The sequence below is a fragment of the Nocardioides donggukensis genome (genome assembly GCF_014842875.1).
GTDB lineage: Bacteria > Actinomycetota > Actinomycetes > Propionibacteriales > Nocardioidaceae > Nocardioides > Nocardioides donggukensis.
The window spans coordinates 1,213,398-1,234,474 of record NZ_JACYXZ010000001.1 but is presented as its reverse complement, the minus strand read 5'-3'; the positions used below and the strand labels follow the sequence as shown (position 1 = coordinate 1,234,474).

13 protein-coding genes are annotated in these 21,077 nt (G+C 73.8%); 5 read left to right on the top strand and 8 right to left on the bottom strand.

Annotated elements, in window-relative coordinates; translation table 11 throughout:
- Positions 1-69: 69 nt before the first annotated feature.
- Together IE331_RS06050 and IE331_RS06045 are read right to left on the bottom strand one after the other, a co-directional pair.
- Positions 70-1,095, bottom strand: a complete 1,026-nt coding sequence (locus IE331_RS06050; protein WP_192141420.1) for a 6-phosphofructokinase — start codon at positions 1,093-1,095, stop codon at positions 70-72.
- Between the two features lie 75 nt (positions 1,096-1,170).
- Positions 1,171-2,436 carry an MFS transporter gene (locus IE331_RS06045; RefSeq protein ID WP_201931177.1) on the bottom strand — a complete coding sequence of 422 codons (1,266 nt, stop codon included), beginning with the start codon at positions 2,434-2,436 and terminating at the stop codon, positions 1,171-1,173.
- 74 nt (positions 2,437-2,510) lie between these two features.
- On the opposite strand from IE331_RS06045, the gene IE331_RS06040 reads away from it, so the two are divergent.
- The gene (locus IE331_RS06040; RefSeq protein WP_192141416.1) at positions 2,511-3,344 is read left to right on the top strand and encodes a DUF1028 domain-containing protein; all 834 of its coding nucleotides are present in this window, start codon (positions 2,511-2,513) and stop codon (positions 3,342-3,344) included.
- Positions 3,341-4,828, top strand: a complete 1,488-nt coding sequence (glpK, locus tag IE331_RS06035) for a glycerol kinase GlpK (protein ID WP_192141414.1) — start codon at positions 3,341-3,343, stop codon at positions 4,826-4,828. Before IE331_RS06040 ends, glpK begins: the two co-directional genes overlap by 4 nt.
- A gap of 73 nt (positions 4,829-4,901) precedes the next feature.
- Here the strand turns inward: glpK and IE331_RS06030 are convergent, their stop codons facing one another.
- Positions 4,902-5,798 (bottom strand): hypothetical protein, encoded by an 897-nt coding sequence (locus IE331_RS06030; protein WP_201931175.1) that lies wholly within the window; start codon positions 5,796-5,798, stop codon positions 4,902-4,904.
- A 64-nt stretch (positions 5,799-5,862) separates the two neighbouring features.
- On the opposite strand from IE331_RS06030, the gene IE331_RS06025 reads away from it, so the two are divergent.
- Positions 5,863-7,014, top strand: coding sequence for an MFS transporter (locus IE331_RS06025; RefSeq protein WP_192141412.1), 1,152 nt, complete (start codon positions 5,863-5,865; stop codon positions 7,012-7,014).
- Positions 7,015-7,268: 254 nt separating this feature from the next.
- Here the strand turns inward: IE331_RS06025 and IE331_RS06020 are convergent, their stop codons facing one another.
- Positions 7,269-8,561, bottom strand: coding sequence for an HNH endonuclease signature motif containing protein (locus IE331_RS06020; RefSeq protein WP_192141410.1), 1,293 nt, complete (start codon positions 8,559-8,561; stop codon positions 7,269-7,271).
- Positions 8,562-8,711: 150 nt separating this feature from the next.
- Here IE331_RS06020 and IE331_RS06015 point away from each other — a divergent pair, with 150 nt between their 5' ends.
- A complete protein-coding gene (locus IE331_RS06015) occupies positions 8,712-9,176 on the top strand; it encodes a hypothetical protein (protein WP_192141408.1) in 465 nt (154 codons plus the stop codon).
- A 137-nt stretch (positions 9,177-9,313) separates the two neighbouring features.
- Here IE331_RS06015 and IE331_RS06010 read toward each other — a convergent pair whose 3' ends face one another.
- Genes IE331_RS06010 through macS form a run of 4 tightly spaced genes read right to left on the bottom strand, consistent with a single transcriptional unit; the run spans position 9,314 to position 12,261 of the window.
- Positions 9,314-9,901: a hypothetical protein gene (locus tag IE331_RS06010; RefSeq protein ID WP_192141406.1), complete on the bottom strand. Its 588-nt coding sequence runs from the start codon at positions 9,899-9,901 to the stop codon at positions 9,314-9,316.
- Positions 9,898-10,557, bottom strand: a complete 660-nt coding sequence (locus IE331_RS06005; RefSeq protein WP_192141404.1) for a response regulator — start codon at positions 10,555-10,557, stop codon at positions 9,898-9,900. Before IE331_RS06005 ends, IE331_RS06010 begins: the two co-directional genes overlap by 4 nt.
- A gap of 40 nt (positions 10,558-10,597) precedes the next feature.
- Positions 10,598-11,110, bottom strand: coding sequence for a flavin reductase family protein (locus IE331_RS06000; protein WP_192141402.1), 513 nt, complete (start codon positions 11,108-11,110; stop codon positions 10,598-10,600).
- A complete protein-coding gene (gene macS, locus IE331_RS05995) occupies positions 11,107-12,261 on the bottom strand; it encodes a MacS family sensor histidine kinase (RefSeq protein ID WP_192141400.1) in 1,155 nt (384 codons plus the stop codon). Before macS ends, IE331_RS06000 begins: the two co-directional genes overlap by 4 nt.
- 152 nt (positions 12,262-12,413) lie before the next feature.
- Between macS and IE331_RS05990 the strand changes: the two genes are divergently transcribed.
- On the top strand, positions 12,414-21,056 hold the full coding sequence (locus IE331_RS05990) for a DUF11 domain-containing protein (protein ID WP_192141398.1): 8,643 nt from the start codon (positions 12,414-12,416) through the stop codon (positions 21,054-21,056).
- Positions 21,057-21,077: the final 21 nt, after the last annotated feature.

The window sequence follows — 21,077 nt, the reverse complement described above, 5'->3', positions numbered from 1 at the left end:
CTCTACGGGGTGACCGCCCCCGGGCCGGACCAGGTCCGGCCCGGTCCACCAGTCGGTCCGGGACCCCGCTCAGCCGAAGAAGACCTGCGCCTCGGCGTACTCCTCGGGGCTGACCAGCTTCAGCTCCCCGGTGCCCTCGAGGAGCGGGATCCGGGTGACCGTGGTGCCGTGCAGCGCCATCATCGTGCCGAAGTCGCCCTCGGCGACGGCGTCGGCCGCCTGCAGGCCGAGCCGGGTCGCCAGCCACCGGTCGAACGCGGTCGGGGTGCCGCCGCGCTGGATGTGGCCCAGGACGACGCTGCGGGCCTCCTTGCCGGTGCGCTCCTCGATCTGCCGGGCCAGCCGGTCGCCGATGCCGCCGAGCCGGACGTGGCCGAACGCGTCGAGCTCGCCCGAGGTCAGCTCCTCCGTGCCGGACTTGGGGACGGCGCCCTCGGAGACCACGATGATCGGTGAGTACTGGCTCTCGAAGCGGGCCTCGACCAGCGCGCAGACCTCGTCGATGTCGAAGGGCTGCTCGGGGATCAGCACGATGTTGGCACCGCCGGCCAGGCCGGAGTGCAGGGCGATCCAGCCGGCGTGCCGACCCATGACCTCGACCACCAGCACCCGGTGGTGGGACTCGGCGGTGGTGTGCAGCCGGTCGATGGCCTCGGTGGCGATGTTCACCGCGGTGTCGAACCCGAAGGTGTAGTCGGTGCCGGACAGGTCGTTGTCGATGGTCTTGGGCACCCCGACCACGTTGACCCCGAGGTCGGCCAGCTTGGTGGCGACGCCGAGCGTGTCCTCGCCACCGATCGCGACCAGGGCGTCGACGCCGTCGCGGGCCAGGTTGTCCTTGATCTGTTCGACGCCGCCGTCGACGGTGAACGGGTTGGTCCGCGAGGAGCCCAGGATGGTGCCGCCGCGCGGCAGGATCCCGCGGCACTGCTCGATGCCGAGCTCCATCGTCAGGCCCTCCAGCGGACCCTTCCACCCGTCGCGGTAGCCCACGAACTCGAATCCGTGGACGCTGACGCCCTTGCGGACCACCGCCCGGATCACGGCGTTCAGTCCGGGGCAGTCGCCGCCGCCTGTGAGCACTCCGACGCGCATGGTGGTTCTCCTCGAGGGGTCGTTGGATCGATCCAGCGTGCCTACCCTGCCATGCCGGGCGGTGATCCGGCAGCCTCAGAGTCCGGCCTCGTCCGCGATCGGCAGGGGGTCCCCGACCGCGCCGTTCGTGATCCGGGCCCGTGCCAGCGGCATCCGGGCACCCAGCCGGACCGTGAGCGCCGCCCCGACCGCGGTGAGCCCGACCAGGCCCAGCCAGGTGGCGGCCGGCCCCTGCACCAGCAGCCAGGCGAACCCGACCGGCGCGATCGCGCCCGTGACCGTCCACGCGAGCTGGTGGTAGGAGAGGTACCGGCCCCGCAGGTGCTCCGGGGCGGCCTCCGCCGCCAGCGCCGACAGCACCGGCCCTCCGAGCAGCTCACCGAGCGTGTAGACCGCTCCGGCGCCCAGGACGACCACGACACCCACGGCCAACGACGCCGCGGAGGCGCCGTACAGCACCAGGTACGACGCGGCGAACGCGACGTTGGCCCACAGCAGCACCTGGCGGCGCACGGTGCCGGTGAGCGAGCGGACCACCAGCCCCTGGCCGAACCCGACCAGCACGGTGTTGACCGTGAACAGCGCGCCGGCCACCCAGCCCGGCAGCCCGAGCGTCGTGGTGATGTAGACCGGCATCGCGAAGTTGAGCGCCATCATCGACAGCGAGAACGACGCCTGGGTCAGCACCAGGATCCGGTAGGGGCCGTCGCGCAGGACGCTCAGCCAGGAGCCCGGCTCCTCGACCGGGGCGAGTCTGGCCGGGACCCGGTTGGGGACCGAGAGCATGAGCCAGAACGCCAGCGCGTACGAGACCGCGTTCAGCACCACCACCGCGGCGTACGCCTCCGGTGAGCCGACAGTGATCGCCAGCCCGGCGAGCAGCCCACCCAGGGCGAAGCCGACGTTGCGCAGCGCGCCCAGGAAGCCGAACCACAGCTCCCGCTCCCCCGGCGGCGAGATGATCGCGACGGTGGCGCCGAAGGAGCCCCAGAAGGCGGTCCGGCCGGCGCTCACCGCGACCGTCGCCACCAGCACGCCCGTGAAGCCGTCCACGAAGAGGTAGGCGACGAAGCCGGCGCCCTGGAGCAGGTTGGCGACCTGGAGGACCCGCGTCGAGCCGACCCGGTCGACGACACTGCCCACGAGCGGCCCGACCGGGATCGAGACGAGTGAGGCGATCGAGATCGCGGCGCCGATCTCCACCAGACCCATCGGAGTGGCGACGAGGAAGTAGAGCAGGGTCACCGGCATGAACACGCCGCTGCCGATCGCGTCGACACCGATGGCGGTGACGAAGCGTCGGTGTTCGCCCACGCTCGGGAAGCCCAGTCTGCTCAGCACTCCGTCATTGTCGAACCTCAAGTCCGGTTGAGGGCAAGCGGATAACCGACCTCGCGGCCACTACCCTCGCTCCCATGACCTTCTCGATCGTGGCCCGCTCCGATGACGGAGAGTCCTGGGGCGTGGCCGTCGCCTCCAAGTTCCTGGCCGTGGGCTCGGCGGTCCCGGCCGCCGTCGCCGGGCTCGGCGCGATCGCCACCCAGGCCGACGCCAACGTCGCCTACAAGGGGCTGGCCCTGGCCCACCTCGACGCCGGGGCGACCGCGCCGGTCGCGCTCCAGCGGCTGCTCGAGGAGGACGACCACCGCGACCACCGGCAGGTCGGGATCGTGGACCTGGACGGCACGGCGGCCTCGCACACCGGGACCGCCTGCCTCGACTGGGCCGGCAGCCGGACCGGAGACGGGTACGCCGCCCAGGGCAACGTGCTGACCGGACCCGAGGTCCTGGACGCCGTCGAGGCCGCCTGGCTCGGCTCCGACGCGCAGGCCTCGCTGGCCCGTCGGCTCCTCTCCGCCCTCCGAGCCGGCGACGAGGCCGGCGGCGACCGGCGCGGCCGGCAGTCGGCGGCGCTGCTCGTGGTGCGGGACGGGGCCGGGTACGGCGGCCTCGACGACATCGCCGTGGACCTGCGCGTCGACGACCACGCCACCCCGGTGCCCGAGCTGACCCGGCTCCTCGACCTCAACGACCTCTACCTGACCGCGTCCACCCCCTCCGAGCGCGTGGCGGTGGACAGCGACCTGCGTGCCGACCTGGAGGCGTTCGCGACCGCGCACGGGCACCGGGACTTCGCGACGTGGGTCGGCACCGAGAACTACGAGATGCGCGTCGACCCGGGTCTGGCCTGGATCGACGAGAGGATCCTCGCGATCGTCCGCGAGGCCGACGGGAGGGACGACGCATGAGCGTGCTCGCCATCGACGCCGGCACCACCGGCGTCACCGCCGTCGTGGTCACCGCCGAGGGCACGATCGCGGCCCGTGGCTACCAGGAGTTCTCCCAGCACTTCCCGCAGCCGGGCTGGGTCGAGCACGCCCCCGAGGAGATCTGGCAGGCCACCCTCGCCGCCACCCGGGCCGCGGTCGCGGCGTACGACGGGGAGCTCACCGCGGTCGGGATCACCAACCAGCGCGAGACCGTCCTGCTCTGGGACCGCGAGACGCTCGGCTCGCCGCGTCGGGCGATCGTCTGGCAGGACCGGCGCACGACCGACATCTGCACCCGGCTCCGCGAGGCCGGCCACGAGGACCGCGTCCGCGAGCTGACCGGTCTGCGGCTGGACCCGTACTTCTCCGGCACCAAGCTGATGTGGTTGGCCGAGAACGAGCCGAACACCTGGGCGCTGGTCACGTCGGGTCGGTACGCCGTCGGCACGGTCGACTCCTACCTGATCGCCCGGATGACTCGCGGGACCTGGCACGTCACCGACGTCTCGAACGCCTGCCGGACCCTCCTGTTCGACCTCCGGACCGGTGACTGGTCCGACGAGCTGTGCGAGCTCTTCGGCGTGCCCCGCGAGGCGCTGCCGGACCTGGTGCCGAACTGGGGCGAGATCGCCACGACCGACCCGCGTGCGTTCTGCGACCTGGAGCTCCCGATCGCCGGCATCGCCGGGGACCAGCAGTCGGCGCTGTTCGGGCAGACCTGCTTCGACGTGGGCGACTCCAAGTGCACCTACGGCACCGGGTCGTTCATCCTCACCAACACCGGGAGCGAGCTGGTGCGGAGCGAGGCCGGCCTGCTCAGCACGGCCGCCTGGCGGTCGCCGGACGGGGTGCTGACCTATGCGCTCGAGGGCGCGATCTTCGTGACCGGCGCCGCCGTGCAGTGGCTGCGGGACGGGCTGCAGATCGTCGGCTCCGCGGCCGAGACCGAAGCGATCGCCGCGACCGTGGCCGACTCGGAGGGGGTGGTGTTCGTGCCGGCCCTGACCGGCCTCGGCGCCCCACACTGGGATCCCGACGCCCGCGGGATGATCATCGGCCTGACCCGCGGCACGACCCGCGCGCACATCGTCCGGGCCACCCTCGAGGCGATCGCGTTCGAGGTCCGCGACGTGCTGGAGACGCTGCCCGGGTGGGCGGACGGCTCCACGCCGGTGCTTCGGGTGGACGGTGGCGCCAGCGACAACGACCTGCTGTGCCAGGTGCAGGCCGACCAGGTCGGCGTACCGGTCGAGCGGCCGCGGATCGTCGAGACGACCGCGCTGGGTGCGGCGTTCCTGGCCGGGCTGGGCACCGGCCTGTGGGCGTCCGTCGACGACCTCCGGGAGACCTGGCAGCTCGACCGACGCTTCGAGCCGGCCGGTGACCAGGCCGCCGCGGACGCCGCGCACGGCCGGTGGACCGAGGCGGTCCGGCGGGCCGGGGGCTGGGCGCAGCACGTCTGAGGCCGGGCCCGCTGACGGACGCCCCACTGACACTGACGCTCGGACCCCGGCCCGCGGACCGCGGGCCGGGGGGTCAGCCGCGGAGGCGGTCGACGGCCGCCGCGGCCCGCTCCCGGGCGGAGTCGGCTGCGCTGCGGTCGTCCTGGGCCGACGCCAGCACCGCCCGGGCGTCGGTGAGCTCGTCGTCGATCTCGTCCGCGGTGTCCTCCAGCTCCGCCAGGCGCCGCCTCAGCTCCTCGAGCTCGGCCTGGGTCTGCAGGCTGCGCGCCTCGAGCGCCTCGACGTCCGCGTCGGCGGCGGTGTGCGCCTGACGGGCGCGCTCGACCTCGGCGTCCGCCTCCGCCAGCTCCTGCTCGGCGGCGGCCAGGCGCTTGGCGTCGGCATCGGGGTCCGGCACGACGTGCAGGTCCGGCGGCGTGGGCGGCTGCTCGACGACCGGTGTCGCCGTGAAGCCGGCCGCCTCCGGGACCGCCAGCGCCGACGCGACGTCGAGCTCCCCCACTCCGGTGGCGGCCAGGGCGCTCACCAGCAGGCCGGTGCGCACCGCGGCCGCCGCGTCGGCATCGACCATCGCCGCCGTCAGCGTGCCCTCCACCTGCTCGGCCACCGCCGGCGTGATCCGTTGCCCCTGCTCGGACGCCAGGCTGCGCGCCCTCGTGGTCACCGCCGCGGTCAACTGCCGCCGCTGCCTGGTCAGGGCCCGCAGCTCGTCGCCGTCGAGGTTGGTCTGTGCCTCGCGCAGTGCGGCGCCGACCGTCAGCACCTGCTCGACCTGCTCGGCCTCACGACGTACCAGCAGGTTCACCGCCCACGCCGCCAGCGACGGCTTGCGCAGCCGCTTCACCGCGTCGGAGAGCGGACGGTCCTCGGCGCGCAGCGACTTCGCCAGCTCGTCCCGGGCGGGTGTGAAGGCGGGCAGGTCCAGCCCGTAGAGCCCGTCAGCTGCCTCGAGCAGCGCGTCGTTCGGCACGCTCGCGAATCTACACAGGGTGGCACCCCCGGCCGGTCCGGGGACGCGTGCGAGGGTGGGCGGCGTGACGGAGACCTGGAGCGCGGACCGGAGGCTGACGCTCCTGCTGCTGGCGGTCGCCACCGGGACCAACGTCCCCACCCCGCTCCTGCTGATCTACCGCGACCGGCTCGCGATGACCGATGCGTCGCTGACCGCGGTCTTCGGGGTCTACGCGCTCGGCCTGATGCTCGCCCTCGCGATGGCGGGGCAGGCCGCGGACCGGTGGGGACGCCGGCGGGTCGCGCTTCCGGCCGCCGTCGGTGCGGTCGTGGCGTCGTTGCTCTTCCTGCTCGCCGCCGACAGCGAAGCGCTCCTGTATGTCGTCCGGTTCCTCCAGGGAGCGACCTCGGGGACCGTCTTCAGTGTCGGCAGCGCCTGGCTCGTGGAGACCGCGACCCGGGGCGGGCGCACGTCCGGTCCGCGCAGTGCCGCGGTCGCCATGACCGCGGGGTTCGCGATCGGACCGTCGTATGCAGGACTGATCGGCGAGTGGGGACCGTGGCCCCTCGTGCTTCCCTACCTGCTGCACGTCGCGGTCCTCCTGCTGGCGCTGGTCGCCTCCTGGTCGGTCGCCGAGTCGCTGGTCCGGTCTCCGGCGCCACCCGGCACCGTGCGCTCGGGAGCGTTCCGGCCGGGCGGCCGACGCACCGGGCTGTTGGTGGTGGCCCCGCTGGCGATCTGCGTCTACGCCTTCCCCGCGACCGCGGTCGCCGGAGTGCCCGTGCTGATCGGCTTCCCGGTCGCCCCGGTGGCACTGACCGGCCTGCTGGCCGGCCTGGCGCTGGGAGCCGGTGCCCTGGCCGCGCCGCTCCAGGGGCGGCTCGGGCCGCGCACCGCGCCGGTCGCGGCCGGCTGCGGTGTCGTCGGGTTCGGGGTGACAGCGCTGGCCGCGGCCGTGCCGCCGCTCCTGCCGCTGGCGATCCCGGCCTCGGTCGTGCTCGGGGCCGGAGGCGGTCTCGCCCTGGCCAGCGGGCTCTCCCGGCTGCCCGCGCTGGCCGCCGAGGGGCGACTGGGCACCGTGTCCGCAGGCTTCTACGCCACGGCCTACGTGGGCTTCGGCTTCCCGCTGATGCTGGCCGCGTTGTCCGCGCAGGTGTCCGTGGCCCTCGTCCTGGCCGCGCTGGCCGGATGGTGTGTGGTGCTGGCCGTGCAGCAGGGACGAGCGCGGTTGTAGGCGAGCCCGGTTGTAGGCCAGCCCGGCTGTCGGCGAGCCCGGTCGTCGGCGAGCCCGGTCGTCGGCGCAACCGGTCGTCGGCGCGCCCGGTCGTCGGCGCGCCCGGTCGTCGGCGAGCCCGGTCGTCGGTGAGCCCGGTCGTCGGCGCAACCGGTCGTCGGCGAGCCCGGCTGTCGGCGAGCCCGGTCGTGGGCGCGCCCGGTCGTCGGCGAGGCCCGGTCGCGGGCTCGAGCCGGGTGGGAACCGATCCGGTCCTACCGTCGTCGGTGGAATCGCCAGTCCCCACAGGCGGTGCGGCGCAGGTCGAACACATCGTCGTGGGCGCGCTGGTGGTGCCAGCCGCAGAGCGGAACGGCGTTGCCGAGGTCGGTGCGGCCACCTCGCGACCAGGCACGCGGATGGTGGATCTCGCACCAGGCGTAGGGGCGTTCGCACCCGGCCACGGCGCAGCTGTCGTGCCGCAGACCGAGGGCCAGGCGCTGGTTGCGGTCGTGGAGCCGACGGCTGCGTCCCAGATCCAGCGGGACGGACGGCCCACCCATCACCGCTGGCACGATCTCGGCCTCGCACGCGAGACGCCGGGCAGCGCCGGCGTCGATCTCGATGCCGGTGTCCAGCGCCGCCGTGCCCAGCCCGGTCACCAGGTCCTGCAGGTCCGCCCGGACCAGCATCGTGACCGCGTTGCCCTTGTGCCCGTCGGTGGGCAGGTGCTCGATGAGCTCGGTGAACGCCGCCCCGAGGCGCTCGGACCAGCTCAGCACCTCCCCGGCGCCCGGCAGCGTGTCGTCGACGACGCGGTCGCCGGCCCGGTCCCGACCGAGCCGTCGTGGTGAGGTGAGTCGGTCCAGGCTCGCCTTGAGGAGCGCACCGTGCAGCTCGGGGATGACGAACCTGCCGGAGTACCGCCCGTTGCCGTCGTCATTGAGCGTCAGCCACGTCTCCGACTCGGCCGTCCGGCGCTCGCGGGTGAGCATGGCGTGCTCGTGATCCTTCGCCAGCTCGGGATCCACCAGCGAGCACATCCGCCGTGCGGCGGCTCGGAGCCGACGGTCCGACAGCGGTCGGCCGTCCCGGTTGCCGGCCCCCGTGGCCCGGCCGACCAGCCACTGCTCCGCCGCCGCGACCTGGGACGGCGTGGCCCGCTCCGGGATCCGCTCGGCGGCGAGCACGATCGTCCGGACCTGCTCGAAGCGCAGGTCACCGGCTGCGAAGGCGGCCCGCGTCGCGGCGTACTTCTCGCTGAGCAGCCGCTGCACCAGGAGGCCTCCCCGGGCGACGTGCCGGGGGTCGCCGGTCAGACGTGAGACCCAGGCATCCGTCCCGGTGGCGGCCTCGGCGGCCGCCACCCGGCGCCGCTCGGCCTCGGCCGCGAGCTCGAGCCGCAACGCCGCGGCCTGCGACTCCAAGGCCGCCAGGGTCGCGATGCCGTCAGCGAGCTCGGCCACGGGCAACGCGGTGACCGGCACGCTCGTCGCACTGCTGACCGCGGCCCGCGCTGCCTCGATCGCCGGTGTCACCACCGGGGCCGGGAGCGCGTGGATGCTCATGGATCCATGACACCAGCCGGCACCGACAGTCAGCCCCGAAGAACAGCGTCACGTCCCACATCGTGAGACACTAATCGAAACTCTCTTCGCCCACTTCGGAGTGGGGAACCGTCAGGCGGGTCACCACGTCCCATGCCTATGTCCGTCCGGTTGCCCCTCTCCTTCGCCCTCATCGGGTGGGTCCTGGTCGCCTGCGGCCCGGCCCAGGGTGTCGACCCGATGCCCGACGCGGAGGTCACGGCCGCCGACGCCGCCGTGAGGCTCGTCGACGAGGCCGCGGCGAACCTGGTCCTGATCGTCAGCAACCAGTCGTTCGACGACGAGGTGGTTCGCCTGAGCGTCGTGATCGACGGTGTCACCGTGGTCGACGGCGACTTCCACGTGGAGGGCCAGCACAACTGGATCAGCTTCCCTCTGGGCCTGCCCACGGGGGTCCACGAACTCACCGCCGCATCCGACTCCGGAGCCACCCTGCGCGAGTCCTTCGAGGTGCGCCGCGCCTCGGCGCGCTACGCGGTCATCGACTACTGGACCGAGGACGACTCGCCGGACACCGACGACCCTGCGGTGTACCTCACCTGGCAGTTCCAGCGGCACGCCCCCGCGTTCGACTGAGCAGGCGAGCCGCCCGGAGGACAGGAGGAGGCACCCGCCTCGAGCACGCGCGGAGCCCGACACAAGCGACGGGTCGACGGTCTCAGAGCCGACACAAGCGACGGGTCGGCGGTCTCTGAGCCGACACTAGCGACGGGTCAGGGAAGGGGGAGGGTGTAGGTCATCTCGAGGGGGTACGGCGGCCAGCCGGCCTCGCGGCGTTCGGCACCGGGGAGCCAGCCGAGGTGCTCGTAGAGGCCGCGGGCGCGATGGTTCTCCACCAGGCACCACAGCGACGCCTCGCGAGGTCGCGCCGACGCGGCCGCGGACGCGGCCGCCGACGCGACCGCCGACTGCGCAGGGTTGTCGAGGTGAGCGGGGTCCCCCGGCTGCGCGGCGGCGATCGAGGCGACGGCCCGGGCCAGCGCCGACCGGGCCAGGCCACGACCCCACACCGCCGGGGCGACCGCGAGGTGCCGCACGGTCGAGGCGTCGTGCGCGACCAGCACCAGCAGCCGTCCCGGCGCCCCGGGGTCGTCGACCACCTCGACGCCGACGCCCGGCTCGTCCAGGACCAGGGCCCACCGGGCCAGCACCTCGTCGGAGGGGTAGGGGTGCCGCGCGGGGTCGAAGACGTGGCCCAGCGCGGCCAGCCCGGCCTCGCGCTCAAGGTCGCGCAGCGCGACCAGGTCCCAGGCCTCGGCACGGCGGAACCGGGCCTCGACGGCTTCACCGGTGCGGCTCACTCCTCGTCGAGTCCCTGCTCGATCGCGTACCGGGTCAGCTCCACCCGGTTGTGCATCTGCAGCTTGCGCAGGGTGTTCTGCACGTGGTTCTGCACGGTCCGGTGCGAGACGACCAGCCGCTCGGCGATCTGCTTGTAGGACAACCCCTTCGCCACCAGCCGCAGCACCTCGGTCTCCCGCTCGGTCAGCTCCGGGGTCCCGGCCGAGGGAGCAGGGGCGTCGAGCAGCCGCCGGTACTCCCCCAGCACCAGCCCGGCCAGGCCCGGCGTGAAGACGGTGTCGCCCAGCGCCACCCGCCGGACCGCCTCCAGGAGCTCCTCGCGGGAGGCCGACTTCACGAGGTAGCCGGTCGCGCCGGCCTTGACCGCCTCGAGCACGTCGGCCTGCTCACCGGACGCGGACAGGATCAGCACCCGGGCGGAGGGGTCTTGCGCGACGACGGCCGAGGTCACCTCCACCCCGTTCGGCGCCGGGATCTGCAGGTCCAGCACCACCACCTGGGGCCGGGCGGCCGGGAACCGGGCGAGAGCCTCGGAGCCGTTGGCCGCCACCGCCACCACGTCGAAGCCGGCGGCGGCGAGGTCCCGCTCCACGGCGTCGCGCCACATCGGGTGGTCGTCGACCACCATCACCCGGGTGGGTGCCGGCTGCTCCATCAGGTCCCCCTCGAGGTCGCTGCCCGTGACCGTACGGCGTTCACGACGGCGCCTGGTAGCGCCCGCGCCGGTGCACCAGCGGATCGGGCTCCGCACCGATCTCGGCCGACTCGACCACGCAGCGCACCAGCAGCGACCAGCCGACCTCGTCGACGTCGGCCAGACCGACGCCGACCCAGGTCGTGGCGGAGTCCAGCACCGGCCCCCACTCCGAGGCGTGCCACTGGCCGAGGGTGAACGGCCCGCCCGGCGCGGGCGCGACGCCGGCGAACGCGTCGGCGAGGTCGCGGTGCTGCCACCGGAGCAGGTGGACGACGCCGCGCCCGGTCTCCTGGAGGCGCTCGGCGAGGTCGGAGTCGGGGTCGAGGAGCGCGACCACCTCGGCCGGCTCGCCGGTGGCGACCACCAGCGAGGAGACCGTGAGCCCGGCCCGCTCCCGGTCCGCTCCCGAGGTCCACAGGGAGACCGCGCCGCCCAGCCGGGAGCGGAACCGCCGGGCCGGGTCGCGCTCGGACTCGGGGTCCTGGAACGGGTGCGAGCTGTGGATGGTCATCGGGGCACCCTCACCTCCCACTCGGTGCCGGACGGGCCGGTGTGCAGCGCGGCGCTGCCCCCGAGGTCGGCGATCCGCCCGCAGATCGACTCCGACACCCCGAGCCGGCCCTCGGTCACGGCCGCGTCCAGCCGGCCGTCGGGGATGCCCGGCCCCTCGTCCCGCACGGTCACCACGACCTCGGCGCCGAGGTCCTCCAGCAGCACCCAGGCGGGCGCCGTCGGCCCGACGTGACGGGCCACGTTGTCCAGGCAGGCGCGCACCACGGCCACCAGCTCCTCGACGGCCGCCGCCGGCATCAGCACCGGCGCCCCCGGCCCGGACATGCTCGCCTGGGGCGGGCGCCGGGTGGCCGTCCGCTCCAGCGCCGAGGCGAGGTCGGTCGCCTCGTCACGGGACGGGGCGGCGAGGCTGTCCTGCTGGTGGATGAGCGAGCGCAGGTCGCGCTCCTGCTCGCCGGCCAGCCGGCCCAGCTCGGCGGCCTCGCCACCGATCTCGGCCCCGCGCCGCTGGACCAGTGACAGCACCTGCAGCACGCCGTCGTGCACCGCCCGAGCCAGCCGGGCCCGCTCCGCGGCGGTGGCCGCGGCCCGCTCCGCGTGGTCGCGCTCGGCGGCCATCCGCTGCAGCGAGCCGCACATGTAGCCCACGATCGGGCCGCCGATCATGATCAGGAAGACGTTGGCGTAGTTGGCCTGCGTGACCGACTCCCGGATCAGCAGGTCGGTCGCGCTCACCAGCGTCGCCGCCACCAGCCCGCCGATCCAGCGCCAGTGGATCGCCCACGCGAACAGGGCGCCGATCACCCAGAACCCCGACACGGACGCCGAGAAGCCGGCCCCCTTGACCAGGGGCGAGGAGGCGAGTGCCGCCAGCGCGATCACGAGGTCGAGCACCAGCAGCAGCGGCACCCGACGGGCCGAGGAGGAGAAGGCCCAGATCGCGATCCCGGTCCAGGCGGCCATCCCCAGCACCACCAGCACCCCGGCCGTGGGGTGGTCGAAGTTGTCCCGGCGGTAGAGGTTCAGCGCGACCGCGTTCGCCAGCACCACGACCCGCAGCACCGCGAGCGCCCGGAACAGCCGGTCCTCGACGGCCTCCGCCCCGGCCTCCCGCCAAGCGCGCGGAGCGGTCAGCCGGGAGCGGGTCATGCGGGGAAGTCTGGCAGAGCGGCCGTCGCCCCGCCCGTCCCACGAGTTTCTCTCGTTTCACTCAACTTCCTGCGCGGGTCGGCGTTCGGTGATGGGGTGTTGCGCGAGCACCCCCACCCCCACACGCTCGTCTCGGTCTCGAAAGGTCCCCCATGCTCCTCCCCCGTCCTCGGCACACTCGCGCGCGCCGGACCCGCCAGACCCGCCGGACCCGCCGGACCCGCTGGTCGGCCCTGACCGGATTCCTGGTGCTGGTCGGTCTGGTCGTGGTGGTGCCGGCGAGCCCCGCCTTCGCGGCCGAGGGGATCGCGGTCACCAAGAGCGCCTCCGAGCAGGTGCTGGTCGGCGAGGACGTCGCGGTCACGATCACCGCGCGCAACACCGGGACCGAGAAGGAGTACAACCTCACCCTCCGCGACGTGCTGCCGCTCGGGGTGGAGTACGCCGGCCCGACCCGGCCGGCGGGGATGCCCGAGCCGACCGAGTACGTCGACTCCGACGGCCGCACCGTGCTGGTCTGGGAGAACGTCAGCGACCTGCCGGTGGGGGCCGCGCAGTCGGTGAGCTTCGCGGTCAGGCCCGACCCGGACGTCCACCCGGTCGGCTCCACCATCGAGAACACGGCCAACGCCTACGCGAACGCCGGCCCGCGCACCCTCCCCCGCTTCGACGGCCAGGGGCAGTACGTCTCCGGCGCGACGGTCCAGGCGACGTCCGGGCCCGCGAGCACCACGATCACCGCGATCACGGTCGACAAGTCGGAGGACAGCCCCGAGGGAGAGCTCCTGCGGGGCATCCACGCGCACCCCACGACGTACACGCTCCGGGTCACGAACAACTCCGCCCACGCCGACGACGACGTGGTCCTCGTCGACCACCTGCCGGCCGAGCTGGAGTTCCTCGGGTGCGGCCTCGACGACAACTCGGCGACCGTCGAGTACACCGGCGCCCCGCGTCTGGACGTCTCCACCCCCGACGTGGCCGGCTGCATCGAGCCCGCCGGCGTCGCGACGGTCACCGACCCGGCAGGACTTCCCTCCGGCGTCTACACGCGGGTCGAGTGGCGCCTCGGCACCCTCGGCCCGGGCGACGTCGTCGACGTCGTCCACGCGGCCGGCATCCCGCAGCGCGCGAACACCGCGACCTTCCCCGGCGGCGCGCCGACGCCGGCGTCCCTCGGCCAGGGCTCGAACCTCGACAACAACACCGGCGCCCCCACCCGCGAGACCGGATCGGAGATCGGCCTCACCAACCGCGCCGTCGTCACCGCCGACTACACCGGCCCCACGGCCGGGGACACGGGCTCGGCCGTCTCGGACTCCGACCAGCTGGCCGTGACCGCCGAGGACCTGGCGATCCAGAAGTCCGTCTCCCCCGCCGTCTTCAGCCAGGGCGACGTCGCGACCTACACGCTCGAGCTCCAGGCCGGCGAGTACGCCGACACGACGGGCATCGTCATCACCGACGAGATGCCGGACGGCCTGTGCCCGCTCGCCGGGCCGGGCACGAACTTCGCCGACGGCGCGCCGGCCCCGTGCGACGGCTCGGCAGGCACGGCGCCGAGCCTGCCGTTCACCGCGGTCCAGAACGGCGACGGCACGTTCACCCTCACCTTCGACGCCATCGACATCGCGGCCAGCGGCACCGCCACGGTGACCTACCAGGCCCGCATGCTCGGCAACTACCGCGACACCGGCTCCGACCCGACCGTCGCCGGCGACGCCTACACCAACACCGTCGACCTGACCGGTGAGAGCACCACCCTCGCCTCGGTGGACGCCCCCGGCGGGGTCAGCACCGTCACCGTGCAGGACGGCTCGTCCGCCTCGCTGAGCTCGGGCGCGCCCGTGCTCGACAAGCGGATCCAGCCCAACAGCGGCCCGGTCCCGCACACCTGCTCGGACGCACCCGCCGACTACGAGGACGCCGCCGACCTGACCGCGGCGGAGACGACGTTCACCCAGGGCTCACGGGTCTGCTTCCTGCTCAGCATCGACTTCCCGGCCGGCAGCGACACCAAGAACCCGGTGCTGGTCGACCTGCTTCCCGACAACCTCGACTACGAGGCCGGGTCCGCCGTGGCGGTGACCGGCAACGACGTCACCACCTCAGTCGACGAGACCGAGCTGACCTTCACCCTGGGCGACGCCGGGGCCTCCGGGCGCTTCGTGCCGAAGGGCTCGACGTTCCGCTACCGGATCTCCGCGGTCGTGAACGGCGCCCCCGCCGGCTCGCCCGACGTGACCGGGAACCTCGCGAAGCTGGAGTGGGTCGACACCGACGGCACCGTCGGCTTCCTGCGCGACCAGGAGGACTTCACGATCCCGCCGGTCCCCCCGGTCTCGGTCGCGAAGTCCGCGGCGCGGATCACCGCCACCCCGCCCGGAGCGGCGGGCCCCCTGCCCGACGGCAGCACCGCGCAGCAGCACCGGATCCGCGCCGGGGACGTCGTGGCCTTCACGGTCTCGGTGCGCAACGACGGCACCGCCGCCGACCTCACCGACCGCCCGGTCATCGGCCCCGACGCCTGGGACCGGCTGCCCGTCGGGATCACCTGCCTCGACGTGAGCGCGATCAGCGACGGCGGCGCCTGCACCGACCCGGGCGACGCCACCCACCCGGACTTCGCGGGCAACGGCACCCGATCCGCGGTCCGCTGGGACCTGCCCGACGCCACCGAGGTGGCCGCCGGCGCCGCCCTCGACCTCGACTACCGGGTGACCTACCCGGTCACGGTCGCCACCAACCAGTCCTACCGCAACGACGTCGACGTGGCGTCGTACGCGACCCGGACCAACCTGGACGCGCTGGTCCAGCACCACCCGGCGGACAACGTCGACACCACCGTCGCCGCCGACGACGAGGACGTGCCGCGCGCCCACGACGACCACACCCTGCGCACGCCCAACGCCGGGATCACCAAGGCCAACACCACGTCGGTGGACGACACCACCCAGGGCGGCAACCCGACCGGGCTGAACTACGCCGCGGTCGGCGAGACCGTCACCTACACCGTGCTGGCCACCGTGCCGGCCAACACCACGGTGTACGGCGGCGTCCTGACCGACCAGCTCCCCTCCGGGATCCGGATCGACGCGGTCACCTACGAGTACCGCCCCGCACCGACCGACCTCTGGCTCGCGCTGCCGCTGCCGGGCTGGTCGACGAGCTCCCCGCCCGCCCAGGCCCGGGTCGACTTCCCGGACTCGCTCGACGCCGGAGTCGCGGACGATCAGGTCCGGATGACCATCGAGGCGACGGTCCTCGACGCGACCGCCAACATCCACCCGGCCGTGCGCACCAACACCGCCCGGCTCGCCTCCTTCGCCGAGGACGGCAGCACCGCCCTCGGCACCCGGTCCGCGTCGTCGTCGGTGACGGTCGTCGAGCCGGTCCCGGCGCCGACGAAGGCCGCGGACGACCGGGAGCCGGTCGCCGACCAGGTCGTCGGCTACACGGTCACCGCCCGGAACGTGGCCACCGGCAGCCCGAACCAGGTGCGCCCCACCCTGTACGACGCGGTGCTCGTCGACTGCGTCCCGGCCGGGCTGACCGTCCAGCCGGGGAGCCTCGACCCGAGCACCGGCACCGCCACGACCGAGGCCGTGGGCACGAACGGCTGTGACGCCGACCGGACCCCGGTCGTCTGGCAGGTCGGCGACCTGGCCTGGCGCTCGGCGGCCGAGGCGGCACCCGACGGGGCGAACCCGTGGCCGACCCTGGACTACGCGGTCACCACCTCCCCGGCCGCCGGCGGTGGCGTCAGCTACCGCAACACCGCGACCCTCACCGGCACCTCGCTCGACGGCGCCAGCGCCGACGAGCGCTCCTACACCGGGACCGCGAGCGAGACGATCACCGTGCCCGGCGGAGCGGTCACCAAGTCCGTGGACGAGCAGCGGGTCCGGGTCGGCGACCGCGCGGCCTACGAGGTCACCGCCGACCTGCCGGCCGACGTCAACTTCTACGACGCCAGCATCATCGACCTGCTGCCGGCCGGCATCGACCCGGCGACGGTCACGCTCGTCGGCTCGACCTGCACCTACGACGACGTGGCGGCGGGAGCGTGTGCCACGACGGTCTCGGCGGGCGACGCCCTGACCCCCTCGGGCCAGCGGCACGGCTGGTTCCTCGACGACGTCGCCGCGGACCCGCGCCCGCGCACGATCTCGGTGTCCTACACCGCCGTCGTCGGCGTCGTCGCCGGCAACACGGCCGGCACGACCCTGAGCAACAGCGCGGACCTGCGCTGGAACCAGACCGACACGGTCCCCGCAGGCACGACGCCGGCCCCGGACGCGACGTTCGACTCCGCGACCGAGCCCGACACCGCCACGGTGACGGTCAGCGAGCCCGACCTGGGCATCACCAAGAGCGTCAGCCCGGCCGACCCGGTGCCCGGAGAGTCCTTCACCTACACGGTCCGCGTGACCAACGCGAGCGGGGCGAACGTGTCCGCGGCCCACGACGTGGACCTCACCGACACGGTGCCCTCGGGTGTCGTGGTGGACGCCACCAGCATCAGCAACGGCGGCACGCTCACGGGCGGCGCGACCGGCGGTGGCACGATCGGCTGGGTCGACCTCGGCCCGATCGCCCCCGGCGGCACGGTGGTCCTGACCTACGACGCGACGCTGGTCTCCCCCGCACCGTCGACCGCGCAGCGCAACACGATCGACATCACCGAGTACACCTCCCTGGACGACGGGGGCCGCACGTACGACGGCCCCACGGCCTCCGCGACCGTGACCCCCGGACTGCCCGTGCTCGAGGTCGACAAGACCCTCCTCGACCCCGCCCCGGCCTACATCGGCGAGGCGACCCGCTGGCAGATCGAGGTCACCAACAGCGGCCCGGCCACGGCGTACGACGTGGACGTCCGCGACGTCCTGCCCGAGGACTGGACCTACGACGCCGACTCGGCCCGGATCTCCGTGGCCGGCGCCCCCGCCGCAGCCGACGAGCCGGACTCGGTGACCGGCGACCCGGTGCAGACGCTGACCTGGGACGCCCTCGGGGACCTGGCCACCGGCGAGCGCATCGTCGTGGTCCTCTCCGCCACCCCCGGCGCCGACGTGGCACCGGACCGGGTCGGCAGCGGCACCTCGCACACCAATGAGGCCACCGCGACCGCCCAGGACCTCGACGGTGCCGCCGGCAGCGTGGTGACCACCGACTCCGACGACGCCAGCACCCGGATCGACTCCGCCGACCTCCGGATGACCAAGACGGCCGTCGGCACGCCGGTGGCCGGCGCCGAGTTCAGCTGGACGCTGAGCGTGGCCAACCTCGGCTCCGACACCGCCGCCGGGCCGATCTCGGTCAGCGACACCGTGCCCGGCATCGTGACCGGGGCCACCGCGACCGGCACCGGTTGGACCTGCACCACGACCGCCGGGACCGACGGTCCCCCGGCGACGCCCACGACCGTGGACTGCGACCGCACCGACGCCACCGACTCGCTGGCCTCGGGCTCGTCGTTCCCCGACATCACCCTCACCGCCACCGTGCCGGACGACACCACGGCCGGCACGACCCTGGTCAACGAGGCGACCGTCGAGGGCCACACCTTCGACCCCGTCGCCGGCAACGACACCGACGACGCCTCCAGCGACGTCACCGTCGAGTCGGACTTCGGCATCGACAAGACGCTGTCCGGAGCGCTGGTGCCCGGCTCCGAGGCGACGTACCGGCTGGCCGTCACCAACCACGGCCCGTCGGTGTCGCGGGGACCGATCACGGTCGTGGACACCCTGCCCACGGGGCTGACCTACGACTCCTTCACCGGAGCCGGCTGGTCATTGAGCCGCAGCGGCCAGGAGCTGACCTTCACCTGGACCGGGGACACCCCGGTGGCCGTCGGGGCACTGCCCACGATCGTGATCACCGCGGACGTCGACCCGGACCTCACCGCCGACGTGCGCAACGTCGCCGCGGTGTCCGAGCCGACCGACCCGACCAGCGGCGACGAGGAGCCGGACAGCGACAGCGTCACGACGACGCCCGCCCCGAGCGCCGACCTGTCCCTGGAGAAGGCCTCCGTCGGCACCTTCAAGGCCGGCGAGCAGGGCACCTACCGGTTCACCGTCACGAACTCCGGCCCGTCGGCCGCCACGGGGCCGCTGCGGCTGACCGACACCCTGCCGTCCGACGTCGGCTACGTCTCGGCCGTCGGTGACGGATGGGCCTGCACCGCGTCCGGTCAGGACGTCACCTGCACCCGCACCGCCGGCCTCGCCTTCGACGGCGAGACCACGTTCGACGTCACCGTCGACCTCGACGAGGGCCTGACCGGGGACGTCACCAACGAGGCCACCGTCTCCAGCCCGACGACCGACCCGGCGCCGGTCGACAACACCGACGGCGACGACAGCGGCATCACCGTCGAGTCGGACCTCAGCATCGTCAAGACGCTCACCACCGACCCCGTCGTCGCCGGTGAGAACGCGAGCTTCACGCTGCAGGTGCGCAACCAGGGACCGGCGACCTCTCCCGGCACGATCACCGTGACCGACACCCTGCCGAGCGGGCTCGGCCACGTGTCCGCCACCGGCACCGGCTGGGACTGCTCGGCTGCCGACGGCGTCGTCACCTGCGACCGGGACGCCGCCCTCGGGGCAGACAGCGCTGCTCCGGCGATCACGCTCGTGGCGCGGGTGGACTCGGGCATCGGCAGCACCACGCTGCAGAACACGGCCACGGTCGACGGCCCGGCGACCGACCCCGTCGCGACCAACGACACCAGCCGGATCGACGTCCCCGTGACCGAGGACACCGAGATCTCGGTCGCCAAGACGACGACCGGGGCCGACCCCGTGCGGGCCGGCGAGAACGCCACCTTCCGCCTCGTCGTCTCCAACACCGGCTCCTCCGACGCGCGCTCGGTGCGGGTGACCGACACCCTCCCCTCGGGGATGACGCTGGTCTCCGTCGGCGGGACCGGGTGGACCTGCAGCGACAACGTCTGCTCGCGGGACCGGATCGTCGCGGGCACCGCGGCACCCGCGCTCACCGTGGTGGCCACGGTCGCCGCCGGCACGCCGCACGGCAGCACCCTCACCAACCGCGCAGCCGTCTCCACGACGACGCCGGGCGACACCGACGCCGGGAACACCGCGTCCGCGGACGTCGACGTGGTCGCCGACGCCGACCTGGCGATCAACAAGGTCCACGGGTCCGGGGCGGCGGTGGCCGGCGAGTCCACGACGTTCCTCCTCGAGGTCTCCAACGAGGGACCCTCCGACGCGGTCGGCCCGATCACCGTGGTGGACACGCTGCCGGCCGGGCTCAGCTACCTCTCGGCCAGCGCGCCGTGGAGCTGCTCCGAGGGCGACGTGAACCCCCAGCGGGTCACCTGCACCGTGCCCGGTGGTCTCGTGTCCGGTGCCGATGCGCCGGACCTGCGGATCCAGGTGATGGTGGCCGCCGACGCCGACACCGGCACCGTCACCAACTCGGCCACGGTCGGCTCCCCCACCGCCGACACCACGCCGGGCAACGACACCGACACCGCCGACCTGGCGGTGGCCCAGGAGGCCGACCTCTCGATCGTCAAGGACCACACGGGTCCGGTGAAGGTCGGCGAGGAGCTGAGCTTCACCCTCGACGTCGCCAACGACGGGCCGTCCGAGGCCCGGAGCGTGACCGTCACCGACGACCTGCCGACGGGCCTGCGCTTCGTCTCCGCGGTCGGCACCGACTGGACCTGCGACCAGGTCGACGGCACGGTCACCTGTGACCTCGCCGGGCCGCTCGGACCGATGGCCTCGGCGCCGACGATCACGCTGACCGTGGAGGTGCTGCCGGCGGCGTACCCGGCCGTCGACAACGTCGCGGTCGTCGACGCGGCCACGCCGGAGGCCGACGAGGAGGACAACTCCTCCTCGGACACCGTCACCGTGCCCGCGCTGGTGGACCTGGCGCTCACCAAGACGCTGACGGGCGACCTGGTCGTCGGCGAGGAGGGCAGCTACCTGCTCGAGGTCACCAATGACGGCCCGACGCCGGCCCCGGGGCCGATCACGGTCACCGACGACCTGCCCGAGGGGCTCACGTACGTCGCGGCCGAGGGCGCCGACTGGACCTGCTCGAGCTCCGCCGGCCTGGTCACCTGCGAGCGGACCGAGCCGCTCGGGGTGGGCGAGTCGACCGTGGTCGAGCTGACCGTGGCCGTCCAGCCGTCGGCGTACCCCACGGTCGAGAACTCGGCCACGGTGACCTCGGACTCGGAGGAGACCGACGGTCCCGGGGACCTCGACAACACCGGCAGTGCCGCCGCCGGCGTCACGCCGACCGTCGTGCTGGACATCGAGAAGGACGCGGTGAACCTCACCGGTGACCGGGTCACCTACCGGATCACGGTCCTCAACGAGGGTCCGAGCGCCACGGTCAAGCCGGTGACCGTCGTCGACGACCTGCCCGACGGCCTCCGCCTGGTGCGGGTCGGGGGCAAGGGCTGGTCGTGCGCGGAGACCCCCCGCAAGGCCACCTGCACGCTCGCGGCGTCGCTGGCGGCCGGAGAGGACTCCTCGATCACCCTGGTCGCCGACATCACCGCCGCACCGGGCACCGAGGTGGTCAACGTGGCCACCGTCAAGGGCGGCGGTGGCGGCTCCTCGCCGGCCGTCGACGACGCGGCGATCACCTCGCCCGCCGCGCCCCAGGGCGCAGGCACCGGCGGGACCGGAGTGCTGCCGAACAACGGCGGGCCGCTGTGGTACCTGGGCCTCTCGGCGCTGCTCCTGATCGCCCTTGGGCTGGGCCTGACCAGGCACGCCCGGCGGACGACCGGCTGAGGCACCTCGCGCGGAGCCCGC

Excerpts from the sequence above, each read along its gene's own strand:
- glpK (WP_192141414.1), top strand. The coding sequence starts at position 3,341 with ATGAGCGTGCTCGCCATCGACGCCGGCACCACCGGCGTCACCGCCGTC.
- IE331_RS06050 (WP_192141420.1), bottom strand. The coding sequence starts at position 1,095 with ATGCGCGTCGGAGTGCTCACAGGCGGCGGCGACTGCCCCGGACTGAAC.
- macS (WP_192141400.1), bottom strand. The coding sequence starts at position 12,261 with ATGACCCGCTCCCGGCTGACCGCTCCGCGCGCTTGGCGGGAGGCCGGG.
- IE331_RS06000 (WP_192141402.1), bottom strand. The coding sequence starts at position 11,110 with ATGACCATCCACAGCTCGCACCCGTTCCAGGACCCCGAGTCCGAGCGC.
- IE331_RS06005 (WP_192141404.1), bottom strand. The coding sequence starts at position 10,557 with ATGGAGCAGCCGGCACCCACCCGGGTGATGGTGGTCGACGACCACCCG.
- IE331_RS06040 (WP_192141416.1), top strand. The coding sequence starts at position 2,511 with ATGACCTTCTCGATCGTGGCCCGCTCCGATGACGGAGAGTCCTGGGGC.
- IE331_RS06020 (WP_192141410.1), bottom strand. The coding sequence starts at position 8,561 with ATGAGCATCCACGCGCTCCCGGCCCCGGTGGTGACACCGGCGATCGAG.
- IE331_RS05990 (WP_192141398.1), top strand. The coding sequence starts at position 12,414 with ATGCTCCTCCCCCGTCCTCGGCACACTCGCGCGCGCCGGACCCGCCAG.